The organism is Pseudomonas sp. CCI4.2, assembly GCF_034350045.1.
Lineage (GTDB): Bacteria > Pseudomonadota > Gammaproteobacteria > Pseudomonadales > Pseudomonadaceae > Aquipseudomonas.
The window spans coordinates 3483118-3501396 of record NZ_CP133781.1 but is presented as its reverse complement, the minus strand read 5'-3'; the positions used below and the strand labels follow the sequence as shown (position 1 = coordinate 3501396).

Genomic DNA, 18279 nt, shown 5'->3' with positions numbered 1-18279 from the left:
CACTCAGCAGTGGCTATAAGCCACCAAAGCGGGTAGCGTCCTACAGTCTTGGACCCAGCAGCCGATAGCAGATGGCTGACACTGAGATTGCTGCTTGGTGCCTGAAACGCAGGATTGCTGATATGACCGATACTCAAGACTCAACTGACATCGCCACCGACACCGCAACCGCAACGCCGGCCACTGAGCCGGAACCGATTCTGTTGCCGTGGGCTGACGTTCAGCCTGATCAGTTTCAAATGCTGCGTTTGGCTCCCCTTCCGACTCACCGCATCACGGGCATACGTCCCCTGCGCTTTGTGCAGTTCGGGCGCGTCGAACGCCACAGCAAGGAAATCAGCTTATTGCGCCTGGATATTCAGCTGCCCGGGCAACGCGTGCGCAAGGAACAAAACCATATGGACGTGTGGGTCGACCACCTCACCCACCGCATCAGGATCTTTCCCGACGCAGGGTTACAGATCGAGCCCTGGAACCGTGGGATTGGTCGCTATATGGCGGCCTATGCCGCGTCTTGGGCTCGGAAAAGGTGGTCGCATTACACCGTCGACGGCATTACGCTTGCCAACAAAGACGCCCTTAACGACGACACGCGCCTGCGCCGCGATAACTTTCTCAAAGCACAGGGTTTTGAAGTCGCGTACGCCGATGCTCAGCACATGAAAGGCACAGTGAAAGAAGTGTTGATGGGGCAGCTCCATAGCACGTGGAACAACGACAAGCTGCAGCTACTGGAAATTGTCGATGCCGCCAACATGCTTGAACAGGCGGAAAGCAACCTGCAGGAGCAAGACCTCAAACTGCGTCAGAATGAGGTGACCTTGACCCGCTTCAAACGTGAAGACACCGGGTTGCGTTTCACCATCGCCTGCCTGGTGACGTTTGCAGTATTCCAGGCGGCAATGCTGATCTGGATTGCAACGCACCGCTGACAACGGGTGGAAAAACTGTGCAGAGTGCAGGACTGACGCCTTCCCGAGTGAATTCGGTCCCACAGATTTCGCAATGCACAGATTTCTGTAGGGGCTGCCAAAGGCTGTGATCAGATTTTCAGTGCCTGCCAAAAATCTCAGTGGGAGTTGGCTTGCCAACGAAAGCCTCAATGCAGGCGACCCAGGCTTCCGGTCGACATCAACGGCGTAACTACGGGCCTGTTCGCAGGCAAGCCTGCTCCCACAGAGTTTGGCGGCTACATGAGCCTGCGTGGCTTCAAACCACGCAAAAACGCCATGCAGTTTGCTGTGCGATCACACCCGCGAAGCGAACAACGCTTGGTGCTCGCGGCATTGCTCGGCGGTGAGCATGAACACCCCGTGTCCACCCCGTTCGAACTCCAGCCACGCAAAATCGACTTCCGGGTACAGCGCCTCGACGTGAATCTGGCTATTGCCGACCTCGATGATCAACAAACCTTTTTCGGTCAGATGTTCCGCCGCCTGGCTGAGCATGCGTCGTACCAGGTTCAAACCGTCATCGCCACACGCCAGCGCCAATTCTGGCTCATGCTGATATTCGTCAGGCATGTCAGCGAAATCTTCAGCGTCAACGTACGGTGGGTTGGAAACGATCAGGTCAAAGCGCTGACCCGGTAAGCCGTCGAAGCCGTCGCCTTGAACGGTGTAGACACGATCATCGACGCCATGCCGCTCGATATTCTGGTTCGCCACTTCCAGTGCTTCGTAGGAAAGGTCAGCCAGCACCACCTCAGCGTTAGGAAACTCGAACGCGCAGGCAATACCGATACAGCCAGAGCCGGTACACAAATCGAGAATTCGCGCCGGATCTTTTGCCAGCCACGGCTCAAAATGTTTTTCAATCTGCTCGCCAATCGGCGAACGAGGAATCAGCACCCGATCGTCGACGATGAACGACAACCCGCAAAACAGCGCTTCGCCCAGCAGGTAGGCAGTTGGAATACGGTCGGCGATACGGCGCTTGAGCAAGCGCTGCAAATTGACCAGCTCATCGTCTTCCAGGCGGCAATCGAGGTAGCTGTCCGCGATTTCCCACGGTAGATGCAACGCACCCAGTACCAATTGCCGGGCTTCATCCCAAGCATTGTCGGTGCCATGACCGAAAAACAGGTCTTCTTCATGAAAACGACTGACAGCCCAACGGATGTGGTCGCGCAGGGTGCGCAGGCGGGAGGTGATCACAGACAAGACTCCTTAAAAAACGACGGGCGATTCTAACAGCCATGGGCTCAACAAACGATGCTCGACGGCAAGGGCCAAATGCCCACGGCTTTGAACGCAATTATCCGACTGACTGTATTTTTTTTGGGCAGATTGCCATCTTTTATCCGCCTCCAATGGGCTTGCAAGCCAATAACCACGCCACTTGTGAGTATTGCCATTCACAGAACCGCTCAGCCAGAGGAGAATGTCGCAAAAGCGCCACCTGAAGGAGCCCCAGATGTCCGATCCAAAAACGATGTTTCAACTCAGTGGCCGTGGTTATTCACCGGCTAATTTAAGTCATGCCACGCTGATTATTATCGATGCCCAGAAAGAATACATGAGTGGCCCCTTGGCGCTGACCGGGATCAACGAAGCGGTTGCCAATATCTGTAAATTGGTTGCAGCTGCGCGTGCCGCCCATCGGCCTATCGTGCACATTCGCCATTTGGGTACGGTTGGCGGTTTGTTCGATCCCCAAGGCGAACGCGGCGAGTTACTCCCGCAGCTCCTGCCTCAAGGCGAAGAACACCTGGTTGAGAAACGCTTGCCGAATGCTTTCCACGGCACCGAACTGGACGATCTGCTGCAAAAACTTGGGCACCTTGACCTGATCGTGTGCGGTTTCATGAGTCATTCCAGCATCAGCACGACGGTACGCGCGGCCAAAGACTACGGCTATCGGTGCACGCTGGTCGAAGATGCCTGCGCCACCCGCGACTTGCCAAACAAACAGGGGGTCATCAGTGCCGAGGTCGTCCATCAAACCGAAATGGCGATCATGGCTGACAACTTCGCCACGCTCGCGTTAACCAAGGACTTGATCTAAGACGTGCTTGATCCGTCAGCAGCCGGCCTTGGCTGGGTGCGAACCGCCCTCGCCGCTTCGGCGGTTCCAGCGTCATGAAAACCTGTTCCAGCACCGCTACACCGTTTAACCGCCCATCCATTAATCACTTGCATTTGCCTTTGAATACCCCTTATCGGGAACCAGGCGGTCATATACTGGTCAGAGCGCCGATACTCTGAGAGGAAAAATCGGAATGAAAACATCCGATGGTTTCGATGCTCGTCGCTTGCGCCCCAAAGGCCCTGGCAATTGGCGAACGCGCTTTGGCGCCGCATTTGCTGCACTGCTGGCAACCGGCGGGGTATTGCTGATGTTGGCGGGTATCGCCAGCTTGATTGGTCACCCCCCTGCGTTGGGTGACCTCAACGCCAGCCCTCTCGGCGCATCACTGGTAGTGGTTGCCGGAGTGTTCGTGTTGTATGTGGGTGTTTGGTTGTGGCGCCGCTGCCGTCGTCGCCTGCGTCGCACTGGCTCGCTTAATATGTCTCCACACCTGATGAAGAAGCACGATTGAAGCCGCCGCTTTCTGCCTGAAGCGTTGCGCGCTGGGCAAAATCGTTTTATCCGCGCCGAATAAGCCACGACTTGGGTAAACTATCCCTCCTGCGCGGAGGCTCACATGCAAGACGACGATTTTTCCCTGTTCAAGAATGAGATCCGCGGCGTAAAGCCGATCAAGCAAGACCATGCCGACGTCGGCAAACCCAAGACTGACCGTAAGCACATCGCCAAACTGCGCCAGGCCGCAACCGTTCGCACCGATTCGGTGACGGTTGATGGGCTGTCAGATCAGTTTGTGATTGATGTCGGACCCGAAGATGAGCTCAGTTGGTCGCGAGACGGGGTTCAGGAAGGGCAAATGCGCAAGCTCAAGCTCGGCCAGATCAGCTTTGAGGGCAGCCTGGACTTGCACGGCATGACGGTAGAAGTCGCGCGTGAAACCTTGTGGGAATTCCTGGCGGAGGCCACGAAACTCGAAGTCCGTTGTGTGCGGGTGACTCACGGCAAGTCGGTTCGACTGGATGGCAAACGACCGCTGATCAAAAGCCACGTCAATACGTGGTTACGCCAACACCCTCAAGTGTTGGGTTTTTGCTCCTGCCTGGCGAAACACGGTGGTGCAGGCGCGGTTTACGTTGTGCTTAAACGCACAATGATGGAAGGCCGCGACGAGTAATCCCAAGCCAATCGTCATGACATAGAGTTCATCTGCTTCACGGCCCACAGGCGGATGACTCGCTCCATCCTTGTTAATACATTATCTCGAAAAAAAGGTACCAGGCTTTCCCTCAACTAATGGCATTACATATCGAAATCGAAATCGACGATATTTAATTGAACCAGCCATAATCGCCAAACGGTATCAACAAACATCTACAGTCACTTGAACCCTTCAGATCGATCAACTAAATTTATACCAGTCCGACTGGCCTGGCGTGCACCCACAGTCCCATACTATGCAGCCACGATGTCACTCCTTCCACGCTGAGAAACTTGCTCGACGGAAGAAACTCCTCTTACAGGAAGTAGCCCATGAAACGCGCTCGAACCACAGCAGGAAACCCTCTCATATGGTTGATTGATATGAACATCGAGACGACTTCCGGCAGCTCGATGTTATATGCCAACGGGCGACAACAAGTTGAAGTCACACTTACCTTAGAAACCAGGGCAGAATTCCCACTTACTGATGCGCAGAAAAAATCGCTGCGCATCGTTGTGGAACAAAGTAATGGTGATTACAGACCCTTACCAGAACAACAACTAAATAATGACTGGTGGTACAGCGAAACAAAAGATAAATACGATTATTACCCCGTAGCCGTCGACCAACAGCCCCGCATTATTAATAAAGAACAATCGTCAAATCAGCCGAAAGCCTTTTTCCAGAAAGTATTCTATGTCCTGTCTACCGCAATTGGAGGAGCCGCGATTAAGCTGCGCGCGCAAGCCTCGAAGAGCGAGGACGAAACGTATCAATCAATCGCTCCACTTGACCACAGCGTTATACTGTCAGCTGTCAGGAAGCCCGACTTCTCAGCGCCAGCCGACTACACCTTTACCCGCAGACTCGTGAGCGGATCTGAAGCGCTCGGCAAGTTTGCCTATGAATACCAACTGCATCCTACATACTTATTTTTTCAGTCAGCAATACTGTACCCACTCGGTATGATTCAATGGGATGATAAAGATCCCGCTGAAACCAGGGCCTCCAACGTCGGCTGCGCTAGCCCAAGCCAATCGGAATTTAATTACAATGAGGACGTCGTAATAGGCGCCGCTTTCGAGGCAGAAAGATTACAGTTTGTCACGTATCAAAGCCCAGGCAGATTAACCATCGTCCTGCAGGGCGGCATTAACATACCTTACCATAGCGCCAGTGCAAACACCTGCAACGGCCCCTGTAGACTGGCCGGGATAGACATGAACGGAAATGATCATTCTATCGGGATTAGTTTTACAGGAGTGTCAGGGTTTGAGGCGCGAACCAATCTTGAGCTAATAGATATATAACTCAGCCGCTAATGCCGACCTCACTCGTTGGAGTTTTTATGAAAAAGGATAAAAATGGCACCCACGAACCATCTTCGGTGGTACCCGGCGCACTGACCAACCAAGAAAGTGGCGTCTCTTGGGCGACCCTCAGCTGGTTTCAAATAACTTACAATCAAAGGACACAAGATAATTCCACAGCCCACGTGTACAGGAACGGGCGCCAGCAAGTCCCCATAACCGTAATCATTGAAGCGAGGAACGCTAACAACGAAATTGTCACTCTGGAAAACGGGGATCTTGAGCGGATTTCTTTTTGTCACTATCAAACCGGGATCGAGTTATCGACCCTCAGCCAAACGCGGCACCCGGAGTATGACTACTATCCAGAGTCAACGCTCTATACCTCAGAGCCCGACAGGACTGACAGTTCTTCTCAACCAATTGATGAAGTCAAGAGCAAGGAAAACACAGTTCAACGCCAACAAATTATTAGATGGTACACAACAACCAGCCCCGACACTGTACGCATTGCCGCCAGTATCACTTCACCCAATGGCGACACTTTTCACACCCACAGCCCGGAAGTTGACAGTGGTGGCAAGCCCACCGGCGGTAAATTCAACAGCTCCCTGACTGTGCAACCTCAAACCCCTATTGTGTTTGGCGCGAGCGCTTTCAATGCCTTTCGCCACGACGCAAATGGCAATGATCATTTCGACGTAGATCTATATGATATTTATTTTATCAATCCACAGTATAAAATCAGAAACAGCGTGCACTACACTGTACAAGCCGACACATGGCATTACTCTTGGAACAAATCAGACTCCAATAAAGTCCAGACTGCTTACAAGGCTGACCGGTGCCGGATAGTCACCTTTAAAACGTTTGTACCCACCAACAATTACAGCATAACTTTTTATGTAAATGAGTTTTTGGCAAGTGACGGAAAGGCGTCAGCCAGTCGTATTATTGATAGATACGGTGCACACTACGCAGGGGGAAAACATGACAGCGCTAAGGTAGGTTATATCGACAACTTCGGCAACGAGAGCATCATTTGGGTCAATCACTCCGGTGATGGTAATACAATCTCATTGGGTGACAACCCGGTTGACTAACCTGCGCTCATGGAGGTAGATCATGGAAGAGGGATCCACATACAATCACACACGGCCCTCTTTAACTCGCCTCCAAAATGGCAGTGGGCTTTACTCTCAGGCCAGCAACTTTATCAACCATATTCGAACCGGAGTCGATGCCCGAACCGGTCAATTTACACTTGCACTGACGCTACCCATGGGCGAAGCAAACGCAATGTGTGGACCGTCCGTATCGCCGAATCTCGCATTTAGTCCTTTGGGTTCAGCCAAGAATAATGGTTTTGGACGGGGCTGGGCTCTTACGTTATCTGAGTTGAATTTCAATACTGGCTTATTACGACTTTCTACGGGCGACCAGTACAGCCTTGACCTAAAAAACTCTAACTTCAACGACGAAGGAGAATTGGTATTTTTTGATAAAAAACTCGAGAGCTTCCGTGTTATTTCACAAGATGACAAAGGCATTAGTTTCAGGATCGAATACAAGTCTGGCGAAACCGAAACCCTGGAATATCAGAGCGAGATGGGCGTTGCTCTATTAGTAAGCGTTCGCTCCCAAGAGGGCCATCACGTTTTTATAGATTGGCTGCCTACCCGCGACGTCGCTTACCTTTTAGCTGTGCGGTACGAATCACGTACTCTACTGGAAATCACACATGATTTCGTACTCCATGACGTTACCCTCGTCGCCAATCCTGGAACTGATCAGTCTTCAACCGTCAAATTGTTGGTAGGCAACAACCAACTGAACGCTGTTGTTCTTTCGGACGATGCCCAAAGCCGCTGGGATTTCATATACGACGAGTACGATTATTTGCTGTTTCCTAGCGACATCAAAAATCCACTACGCAGCCATGACACTATTTATTACGCCACCGGACTTAACGGTCATCAGCTACCTGCTGGCGCACCATTGGCGTCACTTCCTCGAGTGGCGTCATGGGTTCATAGTCCCGGGCAGGAGCAGCCGGGGACCTTGACTTCTTACGAATGGTCAGGCTCCAACAACCTCTTCGGATACGGCTCCACTCTCCCCATCGACTGGACCGACGGCACTGATAACCTCTACCAATTGGGGGAGTCTTATAACTATGGGGTCACTGAGACCGTTTCGGATTTAACAGGCGAAGAACTGACCACGATCTCGCGAACATGGAACCGCTTCCACCTTCAAACTGAAGAGACCGTCATTAGACAGGGTTGCATTGTCAGGACTACTACGGCCTACGATGAAGACCCGTCGATTCCTTGGCCAGATCAGAAGCCTTGGTGCCAACTGCCCACAGAAATCACCACCGAGTATGAGGACACCACACAGTCACCTTCTGCCCGTCGAACTGAACTGACCGAAACTCGCTATGATGAAACTGGAAATGTCTTATATTTTCGCGCCGCGACCGGGGTAGTCGAAGAGCGGGAATACTATCCAGCGGCAGGGGCAGAGGGTTGCCCCGCCGACCCCTATGGTTTTTCGCGCTGGCTAAAGCAATACACTGTGAGGCCTGCCCTAGTTGAAGATGGCTCAGCTGATGAAGCACCAACGCTGGCGACTCTTTATCGCTATGAACTGTTGCCCTCTCTAATAACAGATTCCAAGGCCCACATCGTCATCCAACAAGAACAAACTGTACAGTTGACTGTATCGGGCCAGCAGTTAATAGACTGCACGACACAAACTTATGTCCGTGATGGCGGAGCACACCATGGCCGTCCCCTTTCGTCCGTGACGACTTTGAACAACTTAGACACCACCACGCTGTACCGATATGAAAACAAAGACAATCAACTGACTGTCTGGGCAACGGTCACTGGCTTTGAAAGAAATGCCGAAAACTCCATCACCGAGTGCAATGTCCGTTCTACATTCACAGGTTTAACCCAACGTGAGCAAAATCAGAATGGCGTGCAGGCCCTCTATGAACATGACTCATTAGGACGAGTCGTTCGTAAAACGATCACACCTGGCACGCTGTATGAAGCCATAGAAACATGCCGTTTTCAGTTATCGGGACGCCTGCGAGACTCTTTGGTTTCAGTCGAAAAAACCGATGTGAATGGAGCACGGGAGCGGCTGTACCTTGACGGCGATGGACGGGTAATACGTAAAGAGCTCGAAGACGTCGATAACCTGCCTGGGACTTTTCGAGAAGTTTCCCGCAACCAGTACAATGCCATCGGCCAAGTACAAGAGGTGACTACTTTAGACTGGCTACCCGATCAGCTACTTCCCCTGAGTCTGACGACTCGTTATGCCTATAACGGTTGGGGTAAACAAAGTGCTGCGCACCGGCCAGATGGGGTGACCGAACATACGCTCAGCGACCCAGTCAGCCTGGAAACCCGCGCTTGGCTGGAAGGCAGCGACGGTGAACTGGCCGCAGTTACTGTGTCGCTAAACAATATCGCAGGCAGCTCGATTCGCATCCAACAGTACGACCTGCAATGCCAATTATTGCGCACACAGGAGGACCGAAGAGACGGGCTGGACCGTGTCATCGCACAACGCCTGATTGTGCCAAGCGAAGACCAGCCAACTGAGATCCATACTGGCTATGACGTGTATGGCCGAGTGACCCAGACAAAGTTACAAGACGGGACGGTGGTGGACTGGACCTATGCAGCCCATAGCGACGGGGATCATCCGGAGTCAGTCACGGTCTCACCTGCGGTTGGAACACCTATCATCGTGGGGCAGCAAACATTCGACGGGACAGGAAGGCAGCGCAGCTTGAACGTTTTCGGCCGCCAGACCACATTTCTGTATGTAGCAGGGTTGATACCGCCGCAATCCGAAACGACTGCACGCGGGCACATACTTCAGTACCTGTACGAACCATTACTGGACAACAAGCTCATCGGAACCCGTGGCAATGGAGAGAGAGCCGATTATAGTTACGATCTACTGCACGCTCAGATGATTCGGGCATCGGGACGATTGGGCGAGCAAACTACCACCTACGCCAAATCAGGAAAGCCTATTGTTAAAACATGGAACATTGAGGGAGATCAGTACACGGCCTCGTCTCGCTATAGTTTAGAGGGCCGTTTACAAAGTACAACAGATGTAACCGGTGCGATACATACTATCGAATATGATAGCGTTGGGCGCCCAACCGTACTGAACAGTCAATCGGTAACAGTGAGTATCGAATATGATGGATTTTCCCGACCATACCGTACGCGGACTGAAGACTCTGGCCACACTAGATTAATAACTCAGGCGTTTTCCTATGACGAATTTGGTAGAGAAATCACCCGAACCTTCTCAATCGCCACTGATAAGGGACCACAACTATTCAACCTGAAAATGACCTATACGGAAAAAGATCAGGTGGCCACCCGGACATGGAGCAACGGTCAGCAGTTGCTACGTGAGGAGTCGTATCAATACGACACCCGCAGTAGGCTCATTGAGTACACTGCATCGGGAATTGACGCCCCGACTGACCCTTACGGCAATATCCTTCAGCGGCAAACGTTTACCCTTAATGCTTTAGACGGCAACGAGAAGGTTGTCACTGAGTACGCTAACGGGCAACTCGATGAGGCATCGTTCACTTACAGCGTCAGCGACCCCACTAAAGTTACACGGGTAATCCATACCCATCCGTCCTGGCCGTCATCGTTGGAGCTGGAGTACGACGCCCACGGGAATGTGCTGAAGGATGGTCAGGGACGAGACCTAGTCTGGGACGCAGAAAACCGCCTGATATCAGTTATAGATGGATCCCGAGCCTGCCATTACCGCTACACACCCATGGGGCTGATAGCTGACCGTATGCTCGACGGAGAAACACAACGGCACTTTTACCAAGGCGACCGGTTAGTTAACACACACGACAAAGACGGTTGGGTAACCTACGTCGGTAATGCAACCGCTGTGTTTGCGCACAGTAGGCTGAGTAACGCTGTGCATGCAGCGACAGATCTCAACGAGCAAATAGCCCCTGCTCACGTGATGTTGCTGGGAGGCGATACGCAAGGTTCGATTTGCCTCGAAGTCGATGAGACGTCACGCACGTTTAGCTATACAGCACACGGAGCGAGTCAGGCGAACCGACCAACAAATGGGATGGGCTTCGCGGGTGAGCTAATGGACGCGTTTACCGGATGGTACATGCCCGGAAGTTACAGGCCCTACGACCCCGTTCTCATGTGTTTCTTAAGCCCTGACAGCGAAAGCCCATTTGGTCGCGGAGGTTTGAACGGATACGCTTATTGCGGTGGCGATCCCGTGAACAATATTGATCCCGACGGGCACGGCTGGTTGACTTGGGTCATCGCCGGAATTGGGCTGGCGCTGGCCGTTGCGGGAACTGTCGCATCGCTGGGAGCCGCTACGCCAGCAATTGCAGGGCTGTTTTCCCTCGGCTTGGCGTCACTCACCGCGGGAGGAGCCTTCGCCATAGCGTCGGCGGGTCTCGGCGTGATATCACTGGCGACAGGCGTCGCGGCGATGACGCTGGAGGCTACCGGCGGAGATCAAAAGGCAACCAGCATTCTCGGGTGGGTCTCCATGGGCACTGGTATTGCTTCGACGGTAACCGGATTCATACCGAAGCTCCCCAAGGCCTATGCCAACTTTGTAGGACGCGGCGCCCAAAAGATAGCAGCAGCAGGTACTCCCGGAACGACTCGGACTATTCGGCTCGACAGTTCCGGGGGAGGCGATGTGATGTTTCAACAAGATTTTCTGGGCCGGGGCTTTGCAGCCTATACCACTCATGGGGAACCGTTCGCAAACCTGTTGAGCGCTAGCGGGAAATACACCTCGGCCACCAAAGTGGCCGTTCGCGATATCGCACCCGAGTTGACGGCCATGAGCTACCCCACTGATAAACCGCTCATCCTGGCCGCGTGCTGGGGAGGCCGATCGGGGGCAGCGCAAGAAGTGGCAAACGTAATAAAGCGAGACGTGATCGGTTATAAACACACAATATTGACTTACGATCACATGTATACGCAGAAATTAATGACTATGACAGACGGTCTGGACAACCAGATTCGCTCCATCCGGACAAATCCATTCATGAAAGCGTATGACCGTTTTAATAATATTCCTGATTTAAAACTCGCGCGCCAAACGGTCTATCACCCTAGATAGCTACTTACGGATGGAATAGGAGTCTCATCAACGATAGCGGAAACGGGGTGAAGGCCGCGACGACTAATCCCTCTAGGCGCAGCCTTCCGGTGATGGCTCAAACGGGCCTGAGAAATACCAGGCCCGGCTGACCATCAGTAACGGCGGCCATCAGCATACCGGTGATCATGCCAGTGACCATCATGCCAAGGTCCGAAGAAACAGCCCGACATGGATGAAAATACCGCTACAACAATCATAACTTTTACGAATCGGCTCATCTCACTCACTCTCTTCACGGCAGGTATTTGTTACCTAATAATTCAGACAGCGCAACTGACAGGATGATGGAGCGACGACTGTAAAGGTTCGGTAAAGATCTGAATTGACTGCAATTAATGTCTGTTCCTTGGCGCCGGGCCTCGGCTTACACGTCGCAGGAATACACCTGCCTGCCTACGTACGCTACTATGTCGCCCATTATTGAACCCACACGGAAACACAGCCCTGTGACACTGGAACAGAATTACACCGCGATTTTGGGTCAACTGGGCGAGGACGTTTCTCGCGAAGGGTTGATCGATACGCCTAAGCGTGCGGCCAAGGCTATGAAGTACCTGTGCCGCGGGTATGAACAAACCCTCGAAGAAGTCACCAATGGTGCCCTTTTCAGCTCCGACGCCAGTGAAATGGTCTTGGTCAAAGACATTGAGCTGTATTCGTTGTGTGAGCACCATTTGCTGCCGTTTATCGGCAAGGCCCACGTCGCCTATATTCCCAACGGCAAAGTGCTTGGCCTGTCGAAAGTCGCACGCATCGTTGATATGTACGCACGTCGGTTGCAGATCCAGGAAAACCTCAGCCGCCAGATTGCCGAAGCAATCCAGCAGGTCACCGGTGCATTGGGCGTGGCAGTGGTCATTGAAGCCAAGCACATGTGCATGATGATGCGCGGCGTCGAGAAGCAGAACTCATCCATGATCACGTCGGTGATGCTGGGTGAGTTTCGCGAAAATGCGGCCACGCGCAGCGAATTCCTCAGTCTGATCAAGTGATCTGTCGTTTAGGTGCCGCACGGTTAAAATCGTCTGCACCTGAACAGCGCCATCTCCGCTTTACCCCTTACCGCGAGGCATCACTGTGTTCATGAAGGCTTTAAGGGTTGGCTTGGGCCAACTTATACTGTTGATCGACTTCATTACCCGCCCGAGTAAAAAACAGCGCACCCCCGCTGCTCAGGCGTCTGTCGACCAATCCGCGCAAGACCTGACCCTGTATCAATTCCACGCCTGCCCGTTTTGCGTTAAAACCCGCCGCACCCTGCGCCGTTTGAACGTGCCGGTTGCCTTGCGTGACGCGAAAAACAACGAACTGGATCGTCAAACGCTTCTGAACGAAGGCGGCAAAATCAAAGTGCCCTGCCTGCGTATCGAAGAAAGCGGCCAGACTGTTTGGATGTATGAATCCAAGGTCATCATCGACTACTTGCAACAGCGGTTTGCGGCGGTTTGACCGCACACGGTTTGCCAGACCTACCGCTTCCCGAATGATTCGGTCCCACGGATTCTGGCGACACATAAATTTCTGTAACAGCCGAAGGCTGCGATCAGACGTTCAATGCCTACTCTTGCGTTTCTGCCGACGTCTCTGTGGGAGCTGGCTTGCCAACGAAAGCGTCATTGCAAGCGACCCGGTTTTAAGGTCGACATCAGCAGCGTGACTACCGGCCTCTGCGCAGGCAAGCCTGCTCCCACAGTCTCCCACGCGTTGACGGACCACCTCAGGGCATGAATTAATTCGGGCCCACAGATTGAGCTTCTAGCGTTATTCAGGTGGCGCCCATCTCAAATCAATCAGGACATCCACCCTCTCGGCAGGAGACATACGCTTTCAACTGCTCCACCCGCTGCAGGGTAAGTGCAGCCATGCATTGCGCGTGCAACAGTGGCCAGATGGTCCCCGAGTCCTCCGGCTTGCCGACTTGGTATAAGCAATCGGCGTCGCGGAAAGCAATCCACTTGATCTGCGCGTTCTTCAGCGCCAGTTTGCGTGCTGGGGTTGTCAGATACGCCATCTGCGTCTGGTACTGCCGGTTCAAATCAGCATCAGCACTGGCTAAGTCTCGGTCGGCGCAGGCGTTCATGGCTGCCTGATTGGCATCACAGTCGTCCGCCATAGCGGTTGGCAGGTTCACCCAGCCGATGCCCAACGTCATAACAGCGGCTATCAAATAACGCATTGCTGAATACTCCTTAAATGTCAGCATCAGTCCAACATCCCAACATAACCCGGCTGCTGTGCAACCCGTACAAGCCAATGGCGAATAGCTGGGTAGGTTTCAAGGTCAAAGCCTCCTTGATGGGCAACATGGGTATAGGCATATAGCGCGATGTCCGCGATGGAGAATGCATCGCCCACCAGAAACGGCGTTCGGGTGAGTTGTTGTTCCATAACCGCCAGCGCGCGATAACCGGCTTTTTGCATGGTGCGATATTCCTTCATGCGCTCTTGCGGCAGCCCCAGATAGAACTGAATAAACCGGGCGACCGCGATATACGGTTCATGGCTGTACTGTTCAAAAAACTGCCATTGCAGCACTTGAGTGCGCAAGCGCGGTTCACTGGGCAGGTATCGGCTGCCATCGGCAAGAAAATTCAGGATCGCGTTGGATTCCCACAAATACGTGCCGTCTTCCAGTTCCAGCACCGGAATTTTGCCGTTGGGATTCATCGCCAAAAACGCCGGCGTCTCTGTTTCGCCGCCAAGAATGTCCACCGCCACCCAGCGGTAGTCGATGCCCAAAAGGCTAAGCATCAATTTGATCTTGTAGCAATTACCTGAGTTGTAATCGCCATAAACCGTATACATAGACCTCTCCCCGCTACGTGCCTTTCATAAACACCATTACACGCGAACACCACAAGCGTATGACGTGATTCAAACTGGCTGCGAGTATATCGCGACGGCCCGCTTTAAGCAGCTGACTACAATTACGCCGCTGTCGCCGGATTTATTGACTGTACGGCTCATTGTGCCGCTCGCTGTATTGCAACATACGGTAACCACACGGTTTAGGCTTACGCATGACCAGACGATGTTAAGGAAAACCCGTATGACCGATGCCACCACCCCCGCTCGCCTGCGGCCGTTTGCCGACAGCTCGCCGTCTGCTGTAGTCGCCGGGTTCATCGCGATGATGACCGGCTGCACCAGCTCATTAGTGCTGATGTTTCAAGCGGGCCAAGCGGCCGGTTTGACCAGTGCGCAGATTTCATCCTGGATCTGGGCGCTATTCATTGGCATGGCTGTTTGCAGTATTGGCTTGTCGTTGCGTTACCGCACGCCGATCACGGTGGCTTGGTCGACGCCGGGCGCGGCACTGCTGATCACGAGCCTGGGCGGCGTCTCCTACGGCGAGGCCATTGGTGCATTCATCACCTGCGCCGTGCTGGTGATTGTGTGCGGTGTCACTGGCAGTTTCGAGCGTCTGGTGAAGCGCATACCCGCGTCGCTGGCGGCGGCATTGCTGGCAGGGATTCTGTTCAAGATAGGCAGTGAAATCTTCGTCGCGGCGCAGCATCGCACAGGCTTGGTGCTGAGCATGTTTTTCTGCTACTTGCTGATCAAACGTGTGTCGCCGCGCTATGCCGTGCTCGCCGCGTTGATCGTCGGCAGCGCAGTGTCGGGCATGCTCGGCCTGTTGGATTTCAGCGGGTTCGCGTTGGAAGTAGCCACGCCGATTTGGACCACGCCGTCGTTCTCGCTGGCGGCCACTATTAGCATTGGCATCCCACTATTTGTGGTGGCGATGACATCGCAAAATATGCCTGGGATCGCCGTGTTGCGCGCCGACGGCTACACGGTACCGGCCTCGCCACTGATTTCGGTGACCGGCGTTGCGTCGCTGTTGTTGGCACCGTTTGGCTCTCACGGGGTCAACTTGGCGGCGATCAGCGCGGCGATCTGCACCGGCCCGCACGCCCATGAAGACCGCGACAAACGCTATACCGCCGCGGTCTGGTGCGGAATTTTCTACGGCATTGCTGGCGTGTTTGGCGCGACACTGGCCGCTTTGTTCGCTGCTTTGCCCAAAGAACTGGTGCTGTCGATTGCTGCGCTGGCGTTGTTCGGCTCGATCATCAACGGCCTGACCGTCGCCATGAACGAACCCAAAGAGCGTGAAGCTGCACTGATCACCTTTATGGTCACCGCATCAGGCCTGACACTGTTCTCGGTTGGCTCGGCGTTCTGGGGGATTGTTGCCGGGGTGCTGACGTTGATCATTTTGAACAGCCACAAGGGCTGAAATCTTTAGGAGCCAACGTGTTGGCGAAGGTCCTTCGGACCTTATCGCAGCCTTCGGCAGCTCCTACAGAATCTGTGTAGCGCCAAAAACCGTGGGACCGAATTTATTCGGGAAGGCTTCAGTCCTGACACCCTGCAACCTCAAACCACACAAAGTGCCACCCAGTTTGCTGCGCGACAGCGCGGCGTCGAAGACGTGGCGGACCCTCCTACAGTGCATAGACCATCAAAGCCGGAAATGCCCCACCATCCCCTTAAGCTCGGCACCCAACTGCGCGAGTTCAATACTGGAAGCTGCGTTGCCTTGCATGGCCATGGCCGACTGGTCAGCGCTGGCGCGAATGCTGGTGACGCTGCGATTGATCTCTTCGGCGACTGAGCTTTGCTGCTCGGCTGCTGCGGCGATTTGCTGGTTCATCTGCTGTATCAACGACACCGCTGCGGCGATGCTGCCCAGTGCGCTTTCGGTTTGCAGTGCGTCGCTGACGGCCATCTTCACCAATTCACCGCTGCTCTGAATCTGCGCAACGGAAGATTGCGCACCGCTTTGCAAGCTGACAACCAAGCGTTCGATTTCTTCGGTGGATTGTTGGGTGCGCTTGGCCAGCGCGCGCACCTCGTCAGCGACCACGGCGAAACCGCGTCCCTGTTCACCGGCACGGGCGGCTTCGATGGCAGCGTTAAGCGCCAACAAATTAGTCTGCTCGGCCACGCTTTTAATCACCCCTAGCACCTTGCCGATGTTATGGATCTCCGCGCTGAGGTTCTCGATGCTTTGACTGGCGGAGGTAGAAGAAGTGGCCAACGCCTCGATCCGCTGCATGCTTTGACGAACCACCTTCTGGCCACTTTCGACCTTGTCGTCCGCGGTTTGCGCGGCGAGCGCGGCCTCTTCGGCGTTGCGCGCCACATCGTGCACGGTGGCGGTCATCTGGTTCATGGCCGTGGCAACCTGCTCGGTCTCTTCGCGCTGGCTATTGACCTCCATGTTGGTTTGCTCGGTCACTGCCGACAGTGAATGGGCAGACGTTGCCAATTGCTCAATTCCCGCCTGCAAACCACTGACAATGCCGCTCAAACTCGCGCCCATCTGCTGCATGGCGAGCATCAGTTGACCAATCTCATCACGACGACTCACCGCGACCGTCGCGCTCAGATCGCCTGAAGCAATTTGCTGTGCGGCACGAATCACGCTGCGCAACGGCGCTACGATCAATCGCGTAATGATCCACGCCGCAATCAGGCCTACCAAAATCGCCAGCCCCGACGAGCCAATGATCTGAATGGAGTTGGTTTTAAGTTGCGCCTGCATCGCTAGGTCTTGAGCCGCATAGGCCTCATTAACCCGCTGTACGACCTGCTTGGCATTGTCGGCGAGCTGCACGTTGACTTGTGCTTCGTTGGCAAGCAGACCGGTGTACTCGTTCAATTTTTCAGTGAAGTTCGCGATATGTGTGCCGCATTCTGTAAGGACGGTCAGATAACCCGAGTCCTTGACCACGGTTTTCAGCTGTTCGGCCAAGGCCAAGGCCTGGTCTGCCTGTTCGATCTTGCCTTCTTTAGGCGGTTCTCCTGAGCCTTGCTTGCGGCTTTGATCAAGGCGCACACGGGCCTCGTCCATGGCTTGAAGCATTAACCGCGAAACCTGGCTGACCTGACTGGCCTGATCGAGGAATTGAGCACCGTCCTTGCCTTGTGACTCTTTCAGCGCATAGGCGCCGTCATCCGCCAATCCGCTTTGCAGCACATCGAGGTTGTTGGCTACGCTGGACACCGACCAACTGGCCATTTCCAGTGCCAGGTCTTTGCTCTGACTGATGCTGACGAATTGATCAAAGGATTTGCGGTACGCCGTGAGCCCAATTTGTACCTGACCCATCATGGCCTGATTGGCAGTCGATTGGCCTTTGAGTTGCTCGGCCAAGGCTTGCAGGGCGTCGATGCCGGCGTGAAGGCTTTCGACCACTTTCGGGTCGCCGTGCAGGGCGTAATCCTGTTCTTGCAAACGCACCTTGAGCAGCCCGCTATTGAGCGTGGACATCTGCTTGAGGCCATCGAAACGCACGTCGATGGTCTGCAGCGACCAAACTCCGATAGCCGCGACCACGGCGGTCAACAACAGGACCAGCGTAAAACCAATTCCCAGCTTCTTGGCCATTCCGAGGTTGGCAAATCGTGCTTGCACGGCCGAAATCATAGCGCTCAATTCCCATTTGAATGTCAAAGGTGCTCAGGCTATTGATCAAGCCATTCTATGCATGTGCA

The 18279-nt window shown here is 53.9% G+C and carries 14 protein-coding genes and 1 pseudogene; 10 read left to right on the top strand and 5 right to left on the bottom strand.

Going from position 1 to position 18279, the window contains the following annotated elements; genetic code table 11:
* The first annotated feature begins 122 nt into the window (after positions 1 to 122).
* On the top strand, positions 123 to 932 hold the full coding sequence (locus tag RHM65_RS15840; RefSeq protein ID WP_322165029.1) for a hypothetical protein: 810 nt from the start codon (positions 123 to 125) through the stop codon (positions 930 to 932).
* A gap of 315 nt (positions 933 to 1247) precedes the next feature.
* Here the strand turns inward: RHM65_RS15840 and prmB are convergent, their stop codons facing one another.
* Complete coding sequence (prmB, locus tag RHM65_RS15835) at positions 1248 to 2156, bottom strand: 50S ribosomal protein L3 N(5)-glutamine methyltransferase (RefSeq protein WP_322165030.1); 909 nt, start codon at positions 2154 to 2156, stop codon at positions 1248 to 1250.
* A gap of 259 nt (positions 2157 to 2415) precedes the next feature.
* On the opposite strand from prmB, the gene RHM65_RS15830 reads away from it, so the two are divergent.
* From RHM65_RS15830 to RHM65_RS15795, 8 genes are all read left to right on the top strand, one after another.
* Complete coding sequence (locus tag RHM65_RS15830) at positions 2416 to 3006, top strand: cysteine hydrolase family protein (protein ID WP_322165031.1); 591 nt, start codon at positions 2416 to 2418, stop codon at positions 3004 to 3006.
* 214 nt (positions 3007 to 3220) lie between these two features.
* Entirely contained in the window at positions 3221 to 3541 is a 321-nt protein-coding gene (locus RHM65_RS15825; RefSeq protein WP_322165032.1) for a hypothetical protein, read from the top strand.
* Between the two features lie 105 nt (positions 3542 to 3646).
* Positions 3647 to 4204, top strand: coding sequence for a Smr/MutS family protein (locus RHM65_RS15820; protein ID WP_322165033.1), 558 nt, complete (start codon positions 3647 to 3649; stop codon positions 4202 to 4204).
* Between the two features lie 356 nt (positions 4205 to 4560).
* Positions 4561 to 5541 (top strand): hypothetical protein, encoded by a 981-nt coding sequence (locus RHM65_RS15815; RefSeq protein ID WP_322165034.1) that lies wholly within the window; start codon positions 4561 to 4563, stop codon positions 5539 to 5541.
* A 38-nt stretch (positions 5542 to 5579) separates the two neighbouring features.
* Entirely contained in the window at positions 5580 to 6644 is a 1065-nt protein-coding gene (locus tag RHM65_RS15810; protein ID WP_322165035.1) for a hypothetical protein, read from the top strand.
* A 22-nt stretch (positions 6645 to 6666) separates the two neighbouring features.
* Positions 6667 to 11730, top strand: coding sequence for an RHS repeat-associated core domain-containing protein (locus tag RHM65_RS15805; protein ID WP_322183782.1), 5064 nt, complete (start codon positions 6667 to 6669; stop codon positions 11728 to 11730).
* 488 nt (positions 11731 to 12218) lie between these two features.
* Positions 12219 to 12764, top strand: a complete 546-nt coding sequence (gene folE, locus RHM65_RS15800; protein ID WP_322165037.1) for a GTP cyclohydrolase I FolE — start codon at positions 12219 to 12221, stop codon at positions 12762 to 12764.
* A gap of 85 nt (positions 12765 to 12849) precedes the next feature.
* Positions 12850 to 13221: a glutathione S-transferase N-terminal domain-containing protein gene (locus RHM65_RS15795; protein WP_322165038.1), complete on the top strand. Its 372-nt coding sequence runs from the start codon at positions 12850 to 12852 to the stop codon at positions 13219 to 13221.
* 337 nt (positions 13222 to 13558) lie between these two features.
* Here RHM65_RS15795 and RHM65_RS15790 read toward each other — a convergent pair whose 3' ends face one another.
* Together RHM65_RS15790 and RHM65_RS15785 are read right to left on the bottom strand one after the other, a co-directional pair.
* On the bottom strand, positions 13559 to 13948 hold the full coding sequence (locus RHM65_RS15790; protein ID WP_322165039.1) for a lysozyme inhibitor LprI family protein: 390 nt from the start codon (positions 13946 to 13948) through the stop codon (positions 13559 to 13561).
* Positions 13949 to 13974: 26 nt separating this feature from the next.
* A complete protein-coding gene (locus tag RHM65_RS15785) occupies positions 13975 to 14577 on the bottom strand; it encodes a glutathione S-transferase family protein (protein ID WP_322165040.1) in 603 nt (200 codons plus the stop codon).
* A 244-nt stretch (positions 14578 to 14821) separates the two neighbouring features.
* Between RHM65_RS15785 and RHM65_RS15780 the strand changes: the two genes are divergently transcribed.
* Positions 14822 to 16015: a benzoate/H(+) symporter BenE family transporter gene (locus tag RHM65_RS15780; RefSeq protein WP_322165041.1), complete on the top strand. Its 1194-nt coding sequence runs from the start codon at positions 14822 to 14824 to the stop codon at positions 16013 to 16015.
* A 225-nt stretch (positions 16016 to 16240) separates the two neighbouring features.
* Here the strand turns inward: RHM65_RS15780 and RHM65_RS25395 are convergent, their stop codons facing one another.
* Positions 16241 to 17002, bottom strand: coding sequence for a methyl-accepting chemotaxis protein (locus RHM65_RS25395; RefSeq protein ID WP_416195143.1), 762 nt, complete (start codon positions 17000 to 17002; stop codon positions 16241 to 16243).
* 96 nt (positions 17003 to 17098) lie between these two features.
* Positions 17099 to 17326: pseudogene (locus tag RHM65_RS25390) on the bottom strand (HAMP domain-containing protein); the annotation flags it as partial.
* Positions 17327 to 18279: the final 953 nt, after the last annotated feature.

What these genes read in the sequence shown, in the direction of transcription:
- RHM65_RS25395 (WP_416195143.1), bottom strand. Translation starts at nt 17,002, where the DNA reads ATGGAGGTCAATAGCCAGCGCGAAGAGACCGAGCAGGTTGCCACGGCC.
- RHM65_RS15810 (WP_322165035.1), top strand. Translation starts at nt 5,580, where the DNA reads ATGAAAAAGGATAAAAATGGCACCCACGAACCATCTTCGGTGGTACCC.
- RHM65_RS15825 (WP_322165032.1), top strand. Translation starts at nt 3,221, where the DNA reads ATGAAAACATCCGATGGTTTCGATGCTCGTCGCTTGCGCCCCAAAGGC.
- RHM65_RS15820 (WP_322165033.1), top strand. Translation starts at nt 3,647, where the DNA reads ATGCAAGACGACGATTTTTCCCTGTTCAAGAATGAGATCCGCGGCGTA.
- RHM65_RS15840 (WP_322165029.1), top strand. Translation starts at nt 123, where the DNA reads ATGACCGATACTCAAGACTCAACTGACATCGCCACCGACACCGCAACC.
- RHM65_RS15780 (WP_322165041.1), top strand. Translation starts at nt 14,822, where the DNA reads ATGACCGATGCCACCACCCCCGCTCGCCTGCGGCCGTTTGCCGACAGC.
- RHM65_RS15785 (WP_322165040.1), bottom strand. Translation starts at nt 14,577, where the DNA reads ATGTATACGGTTTATGGCGATTACAACTCAGGTAATTGCTACAAGATC.
- RHM65_RS15830 (WP_322165031.1), top strand. Translation starts at nt 2,416, where the DNA reads ATGTCCGATCCAAAAACGATGTTTCAACTCAGTGGCCGTGGTTATTCA.
- RHM65_RS15805 (WP_322183782.1), top strand. Translation starts at nt 6,667, where the DNA reads ATGGAAGAGGGATCCACATACAATCACACACGGCCCTCTTTAACTCGC.
- RHM65_RS15790 (WP_322165039.1), bottom strand. Translation starts at nt 13,948, where the DNA reads ATGCGTTATTTGATAGCCGCTGTTATGACGTTGGGCATCGGCTGGGTG.
- RHM65_RS15815 (WP_322165034.1), top strand. Translation starts at nt 4,561, where the DNA reads ATGAAACGCGCTCGAACCACAGCAGGAAACCCTCTCATATGGTTGATT.